Origin of the sequence: Methylobacterium sp. WL12 (genome assembly GCF_008039475.1) — a bacterium.
Lineage (GTDB): Bacteria > Pseudomonadota > Alphaproteobacteria > Rhizobiales > Beijerinckiaceae > Methylobacterium > Methylobacterium cerastii.
Genome location: NZ_VRUW01000001.1, coordinates 177,778 through 190,201, shown reverse-complemented (window position 1 = coordinate 190,201; position 12,424 = coordinate 177,778). Strand labels below are relative to the sequence as shown.

Annotated in this window: 15 protein-coding genes; 2 read left to right on the top strand and 13 right to left on the bottom strand. The window is 69.3% G+C overall.

Going from position 1 to position 12,424, the window contains the following annotated elements; all coding sequences use genetic code 11:
* Positions 1–8 precede the first annotated feature (8 nt).
* Together FV226_RS00925 and recR are read right to left on the bottom strand one after the other, a co-directional pair.
* On the bottom strand, positions 9–524 hold the full coding sequence (locus FV226_RS00925; protein ID WP_147761424.1) for a peptide deformylase: 516 nt from the start codon (positions 522–524) through the stop codon (positions 9–11).
* Positions 525–629: 105 nt separating this feature from the next.
* Positions 630–1,235 (bottom strand): recombination mediator RecR, encoded by a 606-nt coding sequence (gene recR, locus FV226_RS00920; RefSeq protein WP_147761423.1) that lies wholly within the window; start codon positions 1,233–1,235, stop codon positions 630–632.
* A gap of 331 nt (positions 1,236–1,566) precedes the next feature.
* Between recR and FV226_RS00915 the strand changes: the two genes are divergently transcribed.
* Positions 1,567–3,186 (top strand): phosphoenolpyruvate carboxykinase, encoded by a 1,620-nt coding sequence (locus FV226_RS00915; RefSeq protein ID WP_147761422.1) that lies wholly within the window; start codon positions 1,567–1,569, stop codon positions 3,184–3,186.
* A 200-nt stretch (positions 3,187–3,386) separates the two neighbouring features.
* On the opposite strand, the gene FV226_RS00910 is transcribed toward FV226_RS00915, so the two are convergent.
* The 8 genes from FV226_RS00910 to FV226_RS00875 form a co-directional block, all read right to left on the bottom strand.
* Positions 3,387–4,568, bottom strand: a complete 1,182-nt coding sequence (locus FV226_RS00910; protein WP_147761421.1) for a pyridoxal phosphate-dependent aminotransferase — start codon at positions 4,566–4,568, stop codon at positions 3,387–3,389.
* A gap of 110 nt (positions 4,569–4,678) precedes the next feature.
* The gene (locus FV226_RS00905; RefSeq protein ID WP_147751313.1) at positions 4,679–4,870 is read right to left on the bottom strand and encodes a hypothetical protein; all 192 of its coding nucleotides are present in this window, start codon (positions 4,868–4,870) and stop codon (positions 4,679–4,681) included.
* A 141-nt stretch (positions 4,871–5,011) separates the two neighbouring features.
* Positions 5,012–6,355, bottom strand: coding sequence for an ATP-binding protein (locus FV226_RS00900; RefSeq protein ID WP_246685301.1), 1,344 nt, complete (start codon positions 6,353–6,355; stop codon positions 5,012–5,014).
* A 197-nt stretch (positions 6,356–6,552) separates the two neighbouring features.
* Positions 6,553–6,762 (bottom strand): hypothetical protein, encoded by a 210-nt coding sequence (locus FV226_RS00895; protein WP_147751315.1) that lies wholly within the window; start codon positions 6,760–6,762, stop codon positions 6,553–6,555.
* A gap of 27 nt (positions 6,763–6,789) precedes the next feature.
* Positions 6,790–7,053 carry a hypothetical protein gene (locus FV226_RS00890; protein ID WP_147751316.1) on the bottom strand — a complete coding sequence of 88 codons (264 nt, stop codon included), beginning with the start codon at positions 7,051–7,053 and terminating at the stop codon, positions 6,790–6,792.
* A 244-nt stretch (positions 7,054–7,297) separates the two neighbouring features.
* Positions 7,298–7,498, bottom strand: a complete 201-nt coding sequence (locus FV226_RS00885; protein ID WP_147751317.1) for a hypothetical protein — start codon at positions 7,496–7,498, stop codon at positions 7,298–7,300.
* A 169-nt stretch (positions 7,499–7,667) separates the two neighbouring features.
* On the bottom strand, positions 7,668–8,030 hold the full coding sequence (locus tag FV226_RS00880; RefSeq protein WP_147751318.1) for a DUF6481 family protein: 363 nt from the start codon (positions 8,028–8,030) through the stop codon (positions 7,668–7,670).
* A gap of 226 nt (positions 8,031–8,256) precedes the next feature.
* Positions 8,257–8,466, bottom strand: coding sequence for a cold-shock protein (locus FV226_RS00875; protein ID WP_147726903.1), 210 nt, complete (start codon positions 8,464–8,466; stop codon positions 8,257–8,259).
* Positions 8,467–8,813: 347 nt separating this feature from the next.
* Here FV226_RS00875 and FV226_RS00870 point away from each other — a divergent pair, with 347 nt between their 5' ends.
* Entirely contained in the window at positions 8,814–9,035 is a 222-nt protein-coding gene (locus FV226_RS00870) for a hypothetical protein (protein ID WP_147751319.1), read from the top strand.
* 71 nt (positions 9,036–9,106) lie between these two features.
* Here FV226_RS00870 and FV226_RS00865 read toward each other — a convergent pair whose 3' ends face one another.
* The 3 genes from FV226_RS00865 to FV226_RS00850 all read right to left on the bottom strand — a co-directional run bounded on the left by FV226_RS00865 (position 9,107) and on the right by FV226_RS00850 (position 12,403).
* The gene (locus FV226_RS00865; RefSeq protein ID WP_147761419.1) at positions 9,107–9,997 is read right to left on the bottom strand and encodes an ABC transporter permease; all 891 of its coding nucleotides are present in this window, start codon (positions 9,995–9,997) and stop codon (positions 9,107–9,109) included.
* A gap of 2 nt (positions 9,998–9,999) precedes the next feature.
* Complete coding sequence (locus FV226_RS00860) at positions 10,000–10,938, bottom strand: ABC transporter permease (RefSeq protein ID WP_147761418.1); 939 nt, start codon at positions 10,936–10,938, stop codon at positions 10,000–10,002.
* A gap of 199 nt (positions 10,939–11,137) precedes the next feature.
* Positions 11,138–12,403: an extracellular solute-binding protein gene (locus tag FV226_RS00850; RefSeq protein ID WP_147761417.1), complete on the bottom strand. Its 1,266-nt coding sequence runs from the start codon at positions 12,401–12,403 to the stop codon at positions 11,138–11,140.
* Between the last annotated feature and the right edge of the window lie 21 nt (positions 12,404–12,424).

Genomic DNA, 12,424 nt, shown 5'->3' with positions numbered 1-12,424 from the left:
CTGTCCGCTCAGGCCGCGTCGCGCTTGGCCGCCTTGGTGAACTTCTTCACGATCCGGTCGCGCTTGAGCTTCGACAGGTGATCGATGAACAGCACGCCGTTGAGGTGGTCGATCTCGTGCTGGATGCAGGTCGCGAGCAGGCCCGCCGCCTCGATCTCCTGCACCGCTCCGTCGAGGTCGCGGAAGCGCACGCGCACCTTGTCGGGCCGCGCGACCTCGCCGTAGACCTCGGGGATCGACAGGCAGCCCTCGTCGTAGACGCGCGTCTCCTCCGAGGCCCAGACGATCTCGGGATCGAGGAACACCTGCGGGTTGCGTGACCCCTCCTCCTTCGAGGTGTCGATCGTCACCACCCGCTTGGTCACGCCGATCTGGATCGCGGCGAGCCCGACGCCGGGGGCGTCGTACATCGTCTCCAGCATGTCCTCGGCGAGCGTGCGGATCTCCTTCGTCACGGGGCCGACCGGCTCCGACGGCAGACGCAGGCGCGCATCGGGCAGGATCACGAGGGGACGGATCGTCATGGCTCGACCGGGTGGCGGGGCAGGTGAGGGGACAGGCGTGTCGCCGGAATAGGATGCGGGGGGAGGGCGGTCAAATGCCGCCGGCGCCCTCCACTTCGGTGCGATTCAGAACGCGGTTCGGCTGCGGATCGCCGCGGTGAGCGTGCCCTCGTCGAGGTAGTCGAGCTCGCCGCCCACGGGCACGCCGTGGGCGAGCCGCGTGACCTTCAGACCGAGCGCCTTGATCGCGTCGGTGACGTAGTGGGCCGTGGTCTGCCCGTCGACGGTGGCGTTCAGCGCGATGATGATCTCGGTCACCTCAGGGTTCGCCGCCCGCTCGGCGAGGCTGGCGATGTTGAGGTGCTCCGGCCGCACGCCGTCGAGGGCCGAGAGCACGCCGCCGAGCACGTGGTAGCGCGCCTGCACCGCGCCGGAGCGCTCCAGCGCCCACAGGTCCGACACGTCCTCGACCACCACCAGCACCGTCGGGTCGCGCTTCGGGTCGCTGCAGATCGTGCACGGGTCGCAGGTGTCGACGTTTCCGCATTCCCGGCAGACGACGATGCGCTCGACCGCGACCCGCATCGCGTCGGCGAGCGGCGCGAGCAGGGTGTCGCGCTTCTTGATGAGCTGCAGGGCGGCCCGCCGCGCGGAGCGGGGGCCGAGGCCCGGCATCCGGGCGAGCAGCTGGATCAGGCGCTCGATCTCGGGGCCGGCGACGGCTTGCGGCATGAAGGGTTCGATCGTCTCGGGACGGATGGGGGGCGTCCCCTCCGATACCCGCCTTCGCGCCCGGGTTGAAGGCGGCTTGCGGTCCCACGCGCCATGCGCGTCGCGATCGGCACCTTACAGGTGTGCCGAGGCCTGACAAAGCGGCCTCCGTCTGTCCTCCTCCCTCCCGGGTCCAGGTTGACGCGATTGCCTTACCGCCTGATCCAGAACGGGCCGGGAGCGGCGAACCAGCGTGCGGCGGTCCTGTACGACCGCACGGACGCTCCCTTGATCCGGCGCCGCGCGGCCCGGACCAGCGACACGGCGCGAGCAGGGGCCCGGGAGAGAGACCATGAGCGACATCGGCGATCACAACGCGGCCCACGGCGCCGAGGCGATCGGCCTGCGCAACCTGAAGGCCGTGCACTGGAACCTGGAGGCCCCGCGCCTCTACGAGGAATCGCTGGTCCGCGGCGAGAGCCGCCTGGCGCGCGGCGGCGCGCTGGTGGCCACCACCGGCAGCCACACCGGTCGCTCGCCCAAGGACAAGTTCGTGGTCCGCGACGCGAGCACCGAGAACGAGATCTGGTGGGAGAACAACGGCGCGATCACGCCCGACCAGTTCGCCACCCTGCTCGCCGACTTCCAGGCCCACGCCGAAGGCCGCGAGCTGTTCGCGCAGGACCTCTACGGCGGCGCCGACGCAGGCTACCGGGTGAAGGCGCGGGTGTTCTCGGAATTCGCGTGGCACTCCCTGTTCATCCGCAACCTGCTGATCCGGCCAGCCCGCGCCGAGATCGCCGGGTACGTGCCGGACATGACGATCATCGACCTGCCGAGCTTCGAGGCCGACCCGGCCCGCCACGGCTGCCGCTCCAAGACCGTCATCGCCATCGATTTCACGCGCAAGATCGTGCTGATCGGCGGCTCGGCCTATGCCGGCGAGATGAAGAAGTCGGTCTTCACCTACCTGAACTACATCCTGCCGGGCGCGGGCGTGATGCCGATGCACTGCTCGGCCAACGCGGCGCTCGACGCCGAGGGCGGCTCGGCGATCTTCTTCGGGCTGTCGGGCACGGGCAAGACCACGCTCTCGAACGATTCCTCGCGAAAGTTGCTGGGCGACGACGAGCACGGCTGGAGCCCGGAGGGGATCTTCAACTTCGAGGGCGGCTGCTACGCCAAGACCATCCGCCTCTCGCGCAACGCCGAGCCCGAGATCTACGCCACCACCGAGCGCTTCGGCACGGTGATGGAAAACGTGGTGATCGATCCTGAGACGCGGATCCCCGACTTCGACGACGCCTCGCTCACCGAGAACACCCGCTGCGCCTACCCGCTCGACTTCATCGCCAACGCGAGCGACACCGGCCGCGCCGGGCACCCGAAGAACATCGTCATGCTCACCTGCGATGCGTTCGGGGTGATGCCGCCGATCGCCAAGCTCACCGGCGCGGAGGCGATGTACCACTTCCTCTCCGGCTACACCGCCAAGGTCGCGGGCACCGAGCGCGGCCTGACCGGGCCCGAGGCGACGTTCTCGACCTGCTTCGGCGCGCCGTTCATGCCGCGCCACCCGAGCACCTACGGCAACCTGCTGCGCGACCTCATCGCCCGGCACGACGTCGATTGCTGGCTCGTCAACACGGGCTGGACCGGCGGCGGCGTCGGCACCGGTCGGCGGATGCCGATCCGCGTCACCCGCCGGCTGCTCTCGGCGGTTCTCGACGGCTCCCTGTCGAAGACCGAGTTCCGCCGCGACCCGTATTTCGGCTTCGCGGTGCCGGTCTCGGTGCCCGGCGTCGAGCCGCACATCCTGCAGCCGGTCAAGACCTGGGCCAACAAGGCCGCCTTCGCCGAGACCGCGAACCGCCTCGTCGGCATGTTCAAGGAGAACTTCAAGCGCTTCGAGCAGCACGTCGACGACGACGTGCGCGCGGCCGAGCCGAACGCGCAGTCGATGGCGGCCTGAGGTCGGGTCGGGCGGCTCCGTTCGGGGTCGCCCACCCATCCAAACCCGTCATTCCGGGGCTGCGCAGCAGAGCCCGGAATCCAGAGCCGCGACGGGTCCAGGGGCGGCGCCGGAGCTTGCGATCCGGCGAACGCGGCGGCTCTGGATTCCGGGCTCGCCTTCGGCGACCCGGAATGACGGCGCGGGGGGGCGAGGGCGCCTCAGCCTGGCCTGCGCTCGGACAGGAACGTCTTCATCCGCTCCAGCGCGCGCAAGATGTTCTCCGCCGAGTTGGCGTAGGAGAGGCGGATGTAGCCTTCGCCGTGGACGCCGAAATCCGGCCCGCCGATGACGGCGACGCCGGCTTGCTCCAGCAGCGACGCGGCCAGGGCTTTCGCCTTCCAGCCGGTGCGGCTCACGTTCGGGAAGGCGTAGAACGCGCCTTTGGGCACGATGCAGGACACGTCCGGCAGGTCGTTGAGGCCGTCGACCACGATCGTGCGGCGCCGATCGAATTCGGCGACCATCTCGGCCACGCAGTCCTGCGACCCGTCCAGCGCGGCGATGCCGGCCCACTGGGTCGCGGCGTTGACGCAGGAATGGGCGTTGACCGCGAGCTTGCGCGCCGCCTCGTAGAGCGGCTTCGGCCAGACCGACCAGCCGAGCCGCCAGCCCGTCATCGCGTACGTCTTCGACGCGCCGTCGAGGTAGATCAGCCGGTCGCGAATCTGTTCGTACCTGAGCAGCGAGTGATGCGCCTCGCCATCGTAAGTCATGGTGCCGTAGATCTCGTCCGACAGGATCGCGACGTCGGGATGGTCGGCGAGACCCTTCGCCAGGGCGTCGATCTCGGCCTTCGGCGTCACGCCGCCCGTGGGGTTCGCCGGCGAGTTGACGATGAGCAGCCGGGTCCGCGGCGTGATCAGCGCAAGGGTCTCCTCGGCCGAGAACGCGAAGCCGTTGGCCTCGCGGATCGGCACCGGCACAGGCGTCGCGCCGGTGAACTCGATCATCGACCGGTAGATCGGGAAACCGGGGTCCGGGTAGAGGATCTCGGCTCCGGGCTCGCCGAACATCAGGATCGCCATGAACATGGTGACCTTGCCGCCGGGCACGATCATCACGCTCTCAGGGGAGACCTCGACGCCGTGGCGCCGGTGGATGTCGCGGGACACCGCCTCGCGCAGGGGCAGGATGCCGGTGGCCGGCGTGTAGCCGTGGTGCCCGTCGCGCAGCGCCTGGATGCCGGCCTCGACGACGTGGGCCGGGGTTGGCATGTCGGGCTGGCCGATTCCGAGGTTGATGACGTCGCGTCCTTGAGCGGCGAGCGCGTTGGCACGGGCCAGCACCGCGAAGGCGTTCTCCTCGCCGATGCGTCCGAAGGCCGGAACGATCTGCATCATGGAAACGTCCTCCCGGTTCGCGCGGCCGGGCCGTCGAACGCCCGGCCGACCCGCCCCTTACTGCACGGAGCGTCCCGCGTGCACGGAGCGTGCCGCGGCGGGCGAGGCGATCAGTGCTTCGAGCGCTCGGCGAGCTTGCTCGCGCCGAACGACAGCGCGACGGCGATGGCGCCGAGGATCACGAAGGTCTTCACCGAGGCGTAGAACAGGGCCGGCTCGATGCCGGTGTCGGTGTAGAGCACGAGACCGATCGCGGCGAGCGGCAGCGAGATCAGGATGAAGAGCGGAACGAGCGGGTTCATGAACGGCACTCAGGTCGTGCGGGGCGGCGAAGTAACCCACGCGCTTGGACGGATCGCCCGTCCATAGCACCCCGGCGCGGTCGTGGGGACACCCGCCGCACCGTTTTTTTGCCGCGCATCGGGCCGAACCAGCCGCCGGCCTCAGGCCGGCACCCGCACCGTCGCGCGTAAGCCGCCGAGCGGACTGTCGTGGAGCGAGACGTCGCCGCCATGCGCGCGGGCGATGTCGCGGGCGATCGACAGGCCGAGCCCGGAGCCGCCCGCATCCTGGCGCGCGTCGTCGAGGCGCACGAACGGCTTGAACACCTCCTCGCGGCTTTCGACCGCGATGCCCGGGCCGTCGTCGTCGATCGAGACGAAGAACGCCCGCGCCTCGGCCCGGCCTGAGATCGCCACCGTCTCGCCGTAGCGGGCGGCGTTGGCGGCGAGGTTGAACAGGCAGCGCCGGAACGCGTCGGGCCGCACGGTGACGGAGGGCGACCCGGCGAGCTCGAAATCCGAGACCTGGGCGCCCAGGCGTTCCACGTCGGTGCGCAGGTCCTCGAGCAGGGCGCGCATGTCGGTGGGCGCCGCGTTCTCCGCCGAATCGCCGCGGGCGAAGGCGAGGTAGCCCTCCAACATGCGGCTCATCTCGTCGACGTCGCGCGAGAGCTCGTCGATCTCCGGGCTCTGGTCGATCAGAGCGAGGGAGAGCCGGAACCGGGTGATGATCGTGCGCAGGTCGTGGCTCACGCCGTTGAGCATCGTCGTGCGTTGCTCCATCGCGCGCTCGATGCGGCGCTTCATCTCGATGAAGGCGTGGCCGGCCTGCCGGACCTCGCGGGCGCCGCGGGGGCGGAACTCGATCTCGCGGCCCTTGCCGAACCCTTCCGCCACCGCGGCGAGCCGCAGGATCGGCTTGATCTGGTTGCGCAGGAACAGGATCGCGACGCCGAGCAGCACCATCGACGAGCCGATCATCCACACCAGGAAGATGTGCGAGTTCGAGGCGTAGGCCTGGGAGCGGCGCGCGGTGATGCGCATCACCCCGTCGGGAATCGCGACGCGAATCTCGATCAGGTTCGATCGGCCGACGGTGTCGATCCAGAACGGGCGGCCGATCTGGCGCTTCAGCTCGTCCGACAGCGCCTCGTCGAGGATCGAGAAGAACGGCCGCGGCCCGGGCGGCGGGATCTTGGCGCCCTTCAGGATGTCGAGGTCGAGGTTCAGCCGCTCGCCGGCGATGCGCGAGAGTGTCTCGGTGTCCTTGTCCTGGGGGTAGACCTCGTAGATGTCGATCAGCGCCGCGACGTCGGCCGTGACCGCCGAGGACAGGCGCTTGGTCACCAGCTGCCAGTGCCGCTCCATGAAGGTGTAGGCGATCACCGATTGCAGCAGCACCACCGGCGCGATGATGATGATCAGCGACCGGGCGTAGAGGCCCTTCGGCAGCAGGTCGCCGACGGCGCGCGAGACCCGCTTCCACAGGGTCCGCGGGTTAGCCAGCCGGCGCGAGGCCGAGCGGCGCGCGGGCGCGAGGTCCGGCGCGTTCACGGCGCGCGCCTGTCGGTGGCGAAGGATGTCGGGGCCGGCGGAAGGCGGCGCATCGGGCGGGGGTCCGGGCGAGGCCCCGGGATCGGGACGTCTCGGCCTTATGCCACCCCCGACGCGGCGCTCCAATGCGCGCCTGGTCCCGCGGTCGATCAGGTCGCGGGCGCCGGGCAGCACGAGGCCGCGGTCAGCCCGTCCTCGCGGACCTCGTGGGTGCCGGCCTCGGTGCTGCGGATGCGATAGCCCGGCGCGCCGGCATCGGCCGGCAGCAGGCCGATCACCTCGAAGATGCGGTTGCCGTTGCGGGCCGCCGCGAGGTCGCGGCGGCGGACGAGTTGTCCGAGATGAAACTTGTGGCCCATGTCGTGCCCTCCCACGCTCGCGCTCCCTTACGCATCGCGGGGCGGCTTCGGTTTCGCCTCGGGGATCGGGGACCGCGAGAGCGAGAGGATCGTCCGCTGCGGACGCCCGGACTTCTGGGCGATGTCCTCGTCCTGCGCCGAGATCACCTCGCGAGCCGGATCGTCGCCGTCGAGGCCGCCGAGGATTTCCATCGGGACGCGGCGGTTGGAGGCCTGCGAACCGTCCTCGTAGACCACGTCGAACAGCACGGAGCCCCGCTCCTGCGGCCTTTGCCTGGTGCGCTTACTCATTGCCTGCTTGGGGTTGGGGCCGACGTGAAACGCCGCCCGGGGATGGAACGGCTCCCGGTCCGGAGACGGGGCACGAAACGCCGCCCGGTCCGTCCCGCAAGAGCCGCGTGCGGCCGGCAGACGAGGCCGTGGCCGGCACGGAGCGTGAGATGGCGCAGGATCGGGCGTTTGGCAACGCACGGCACGCCCGCGCGCCCTGCAGACGTCGCGCAGACGTGACTCGCTGGCGGTGGTGTCGGTCTGATCAGCCGGCGAGGGACAGCTCGCTCTCGGTCGCGGCGCGCTCGCCGGCCGAGGACTTGATCCGGTAGCCCGGCTCGCCGGTGCGGTCCTCGGGCATCAGGCGGACGATCTCGCAGAGCAGGCCGGACGCGTCGTCCTTCACGGAGCCGAAGCCGCCGCGCGACTGACGGACACGCTGGCCGAGCTTGAACTTGTGGGACATCGAACATCACTCCTGGTCGCCGCGACGCCGGGTATCGAACCCGGGACGGGCGCGACGGATGCGGAGACGGATTCGGCTAGGGCTGAGGGCGCCGGCCCGAACGCCCGCGGGGTGAACCGCTGGCGGAGGGGCCGTCGCCGGGTTTCGGCTCGGCGAGCCGGTCTCGGTCTTACTTGCGGGCGCGGAGCTTGCGGGCGGCGAAGCGGGCGTCGCGCGCCTCCTTCTGCTCGGCGGCGAGGGCGGCCTGGCGCTCGGCCTTCTCTGCGGCGATGCGCAGCACCTCGGCGGCTTCGAACTCGCGCTGGGCCTTCGCCTCGGCGATCCGCTGGACCTCGGCGGCGAGCCGGGCGGCCTCGCGCTCCTTGTTGCGCTCCTCGCGGGCCTCGATCACGGCCTGGCGCTCGGCCTGGCGGGCGACCACGGCGGGATCGTCGGCGGCCGGCCGCGAACGATAGCGCGCCAGCATCGCTTCCCGCGCCTTCGCAGCGGTCTCGAGCCGGTCGGAGAACTGGTTGTCCTTGGATTGATTCACACAAGATCCTTATGCGCCACCGGCCCCATGCCGGATGCGGTCAGACGGGTCGGACCGAGGCGCACAGGTCGTCGCCTGCGGGGCTCGGCGGTGGTCGGCCCCCAGCGCTTGGCTGAAGGCGGTCCGCGGCGAGGTCGCCTCGCCGCGATTCGGTCGCGCCGTTCAGAAACGCGCGAAGCCGTCCCGGGTGGGACGGCTTCGACAACGATCCGAGGCGAACTCGGGTTCAGGCGGCCTGGAGGCTGCCGGCGGACTGCTTGCCGCTGCGACGGTCGGTCTCCATCTCGTAGGAGATCTTCTGGCCCTCGGTCAGGCCGCGCATGCCAGCGCGCTCGACAGCCGAGATGTGCACGAAGACGTCCTTGCCGCCGTCATCCGGCTGGATGAAGCCGAAGCCCTTCTGATCGTTGAACCACTTGACGGTGCCGGTGCTCATAGAAAATTCCGTATCTTATCAGGCGTCATAAGCCGACCGGCGCATGTGAATCACGCGCCAGATCGCTAATCGTCGAATTGTGGGAGAAAACACAGCGCACGACCATTACGGGCGGAGCGGCCGGATATCTGACCAGAAGTCGATGTTGTACTTTTTGCACACCCCGCGACATTTTGCAAACACCAACCGGCACGAACACGAAAGCGTGCCCGGCCGAGCGATGTCGCCGCCGCTCGAACCCGCGGTGCGTCGCCCGCGAATCCTCGGAGCGATCACGCGAAAGCGTGCTAGGTTGAAGTCATGCCCGCCACGCGCTCGTGCGGACGGTCTCTTCCTTCGAGGTGGACATGGCGCGCACCCCCGAGACCGGTGATTCCTCGGTCGTCTCGATGGCGGAGTACGACAAGCGCGCCAAGCGCATCGCCGGGAACACCGGCGCGATCGCCGAGGACCTGAAGAAGAGCCGCCAGGCGACGAGCCTGCGCCTGATCGAGACCGCCGAGCGCAAGGCCTCGACCCCGCGCCTGACGCTCGTCGAATCGGGCGACGAGCCGGCTGGCGCGGAGTAGGGCGCCGGAGCATTTTCAAGCGACGTGGATGCCGGCTCGCGTGGAGACGATGCGACCGCACGGATAATGCTCTAGGCGCCGGCCAGGCTCCGGCGCGCGCGGCGGCGCTGCAGGAGGAGGCTGGCGGCGAGCGCCGTGCCGATCACCAGCGCCGAAACCGCCGTCGTCAGGCTTCCCAGCGCATAGATCTCCGGCGTCGTCACCGTGGTGGTGAGCCCCTGGAGTTCGAGCGGCAGGGAGTTGCGGCCGCCGATCGCCTGGCTGGTGCGGGCGAGTTCGTCGAAGGACAGGGTGAAACCGAACAGTGCGACGCCGACCAGTGCGGGGGCCAGGATCGGCACCACGACGTGGCGCAGCGTCTGCGCCCCGGTCGCGCCGAGGTCGCGCGCCGCCTCCTCGTAGGCCGGATCGAACCGGTTGAAGACCGCGAACATGATCAGCAGGCCGAAGGGCAGCGTCCAGGTCAGGTGAGCGCCGAGCGCCGAGCTGTAGAGCCCCATCGCGGTGCCGTGGTCCTGCAGCCAGCCCCAGCCTGTGGCGGCGGCCAGCGCGTTGATCGCGTCGTCGACCAGCCGGAACTCGAGGCCGATCCCGAGGGAGACCACGATCGAGGGCACGATCAGGCTCGCCACCGCGATGGCGAAGAGCGCGTTGGCGCCGCGAAAGCCCTTGCGGAAGGCGAGGCCCGCGAAGAACGCCAGCACGACGGTGAGCACCATCACCACGAAGCCGAGCCGGAGCGAGCGCCCGAACGCCGCCCAGATGTCGACGATGCCGCCGCCGGCCCAGAGCTTGCCGAACCAGTGCGTCGAGACGCCGTTCATCGGGAAGGTCAGCCCGCCCTGCGGGCCCTGGAAGCTCAGCGCCAGGATCGTCAGGGTCGGGCCGTAGAGGAACAGCACGTAGAGCGCGAAGAACGCCGCCAGCGCGGTGAAGGCCAGGCCTCGGGGGCGGTCGCTCACGGCTACAGCTCCTTGCGCAGGTCGATCACCCGGGTCAGCCCGAGGATCATCATCAACACGGCAGCCAGCAGCACCACGGCGTTGGCGGCCGCCGCCGGGAATTGCAGGTACGACATCTGGACCTGGATCACCTTGCCCACGGAGGCGATCTGCTGCCCGCCCATCACGCCCACCGTGACGAAGTCGCCCATCACCAGGGTCAGCACGAAGATGGTGCCGATGGCGATGCCCGGCTTGCACAGGGGGACGACGACGCTCCACAGGGTCTGCCAGCCGGTGGCGCCCGCATCGTAGGCCGCCTCGATCAGCGACCGGTCGATCCGCGCCATGCTGTTGAAGATCGGCACGATCATGAACACCGTGTAGAGGTGCACGAAGGCCAGCGTCACCGAGAAGTCGGAATACAGCAGTCCCTCGATCGGCCGCTCGATCACCCCGAGGCTGCGGAGCGTGTCGTTGACGAGGCCGTTGCGCCCGAGCAGCGGGATCCACGAGATCATGCGGATCACGTTCGAGGTCCAGAACGGGATCGTGCACAGCAGGAATAGCGCCATCTGCACCGCGCGCGAACGGACGTGGAAGGCGAGGAAGTACGCCACCGGGAACCCGACCATCAGCGTGAACGCCAGCGTCAGCGCGCAGAACTTCAGGGTCGAGAGGTAGGTCCGCACCGTCGTGCACGGGTCGGCGAGGTTGCCGCACCCCTCGAACACGTCGCGGTAGTTCTGCAGCGTGAAGGCCGGGATGATCTCGTATTCGTTGTATTCCCAGAAGCTGACCATCAGCGTCAGCAGCAGCGGGATCGCGAGGAAGACCACGAACACCAGCGCCATCGGCGCCGCCTGGAGGTAGGGCAGGCGCCGGCGCGGGCGGGCGGGCGTCTCGGTTTGCTCCGTCTTCGCCGGGGCGTCGGCAAGCGCGGGAAGCGCCACGTCGCTCATTGCGAGACCTCCGACCGATGGAGCGCGCGCTCTTCCCTCCCCCCGCTGCGGGGGAGGGTACCCTGCGCAGCAGGGGGGGAGAGGAGAGCGCCGTATCCGGCGCTGTCGCTCCCCTCTCCCGACCCTCGCTGATGCGAGGCCCACCCTTCCCCGAAGAGGGGGGAGGGAAGCGGCGTCGCGGATATGGAAAGAACCCGCGTCACGCCGCGATGAACTCATTCCACTTGCGGACCATGTAGGTGTTCTCGTCCATCACCGCGTTCCAGCACGCCACCGCGCCCATGCGGGCCTCGAAGGAGCCGCCGTCGCGGGTGGCGCCGGCCTTTTCGAGCAGGCCGCCGTCGGGGCCGTGGATGTCCTTCTCGGCCGGCTTGCCCTCCATCCAGTAGGCCCACTCGTAGGGCTCCATCTGGGTCTTGGCGGTCTCGGGAACGGCGGAATAGTAGCCCTGGCGGTTGAGGTAGGCGCCGGCCCAGCCCGAGAGGAACCAGTTGACGAAGTCGTAGGCCGCATCGAGCTTGCGGCCGGTCAGCGTCTTCGGCAGGCCGAAGCCGGTGGCCCAGGCGCGGTAGCCTTCCTTCAGCGGCTGGTAGGTGCAGGCGACGCCCTGCGTCCGCACCTTGGTGACGGCGGGCGACCACATCGACTGGATCACCGTCTCGCCCGACGCCATCAGGTTCACGGATTCGTTGAAGTCCTGCCAGAAGGCGCGGAACTGGCCGGCGCGCTTGGCCTCGATCAGGAGCTTGATCGTGCGGTCGATCTCCGCCTTCGTCATGTTGCCCTTGTCGCCGTAGGTGTAGTCGCCGGTCGCCTCCACCACCATCGCCGCGTCCATGATGCCGATGGAGGGGATGTTGAGGATCGAGGCGCGTCCCTTGAACTCGGGATTCAGGAGCTCCCTCCAGCTGGTGATCGGGCGCTTGATCAGGTCGGGGCGGATGCCCAAGGTGTCGGCGTTGTAGGTGGTCGGGATCAGGGTGATCCACTCCGTCGGCGACGAGGCGAAGGACTTGCCGGTCTGGCCTTCGAGGTAGAACACCTTCTTCGGCGCGGTGCCCTGGTCGCCGATCGCCTTGCCGGCGATCTCGCCCTTGGTGAAGATCGGCGTGATCTTGTCCGCGTTCTTGATCCGGCGCGCATCCATGCCGAGGATGTTGCCCGAGGGGACGATCTTCTTCAGGCTGAAAAACTCGGTGTCGATCAGATCGAACGAGTTCGGCTGCGTCACCGCCCGCTTGGTGACCTCGTCGGTGACGACTGGGATGTACTCGATCGTGATCCCGAGATCCTCCTTCACCTTGCGGGCGATGTCGCCGGACTGGTTCACGGCGGTGCCGAGATAGCGCAGCGTCACCGGCTCGGCGGCGTGGACGGCGGGAAACCCGGTGATCGGCCCGGCCGCGAGCGCGGTGCCTGCCCCCTGGAGCAGCGTGCGCCGCGTGAACTTGATGCCGTTGGTCATCCGCGTGCTTTCCTTAGTCTA

Coding starts and splice junctions, on each gene's coding strand:
- FV226_RS00925 (WP_147761424.1), bottom strand. CDS start 524: ATGACGATCCGTCCCCTCGTGATCCTGCCCGATGCGCGCCTGCGTCTG.
- recR (WP_147761423.1), bottom strand. CDS start 1,235: ATGCCGCAAGCCGTCGCCGGCCCCGAGATCGAGCGCCTGATCCAGCTG.
- FV226_RS00915 (WP_147761422.1), top strand. CDS start 1,567: ATGAGCGACATCGGCGATCACAACGCGGCCCACGGCGCCGAGGCGATC.
- FV226_RS00910 (WP_147761421.1), bottom strand. CDS start 4,568: ATGATGCAGATCGTTCCGGCCTTCGGACGCATCGGCGAGGAGAACGCC.
- FV226_RS00905 (WP_147751313.1), bottom strand. CDS start 4,870: ATGAACCCGCTCGTTCCGCTCTTCATCCTGATCTCGCTGCCGCTCGCC.
- FV226_RS00895 (WP_147751315.1), bottom strand. CDS start 6,762: ATGGGCCACAAGTTTCATCTCGGACAACTCGTCCGCCGCCGCGACCTC.
- FV226_RS00890 (WP_147751316.1), bottom strand. CDS start 7,053: ATGAGTAAGCGCACCAGGCAAAGGCCGCAGGAGCGGGGCTCCGTGCTG.
- FV226_RS00885 (WP_147751317.1), bottom strand. CDS start 7,498: ATGTCCCACAAGTTCAAGCTCGGCCAGCGTGTCCGTCAGTCGCGCGGC.
- FV226_RS00875 (WP_147726903.1), bottom strand. CDS start 8,466: ATGAGCACCGGCACCGTCAAGTGGTTCAACGATCAGAAGGGCTTCGGC.
- FV226_RS00870 (WP_147751319.1), top strand. CDS start 8,814: ATGGCGCGCACCCCCGAGACCGGTGATTCCTCGGTCGTCTCGATGGCG.
- FV226_RS00860 (WP_147761418.1), bottom strand. CDS start 10,938: ATGAGCGACGTGGCGCTTCCCGCGCTTGCCGACGCCCCGGCGAAGACG.
- FV226_RS00850 (WP_147761417.1), bottom strand. CDS start 12,403: ATGACCAACGGCATCAAGTTCACGCGGCGCACGCTGCTCCAGGGGGCA.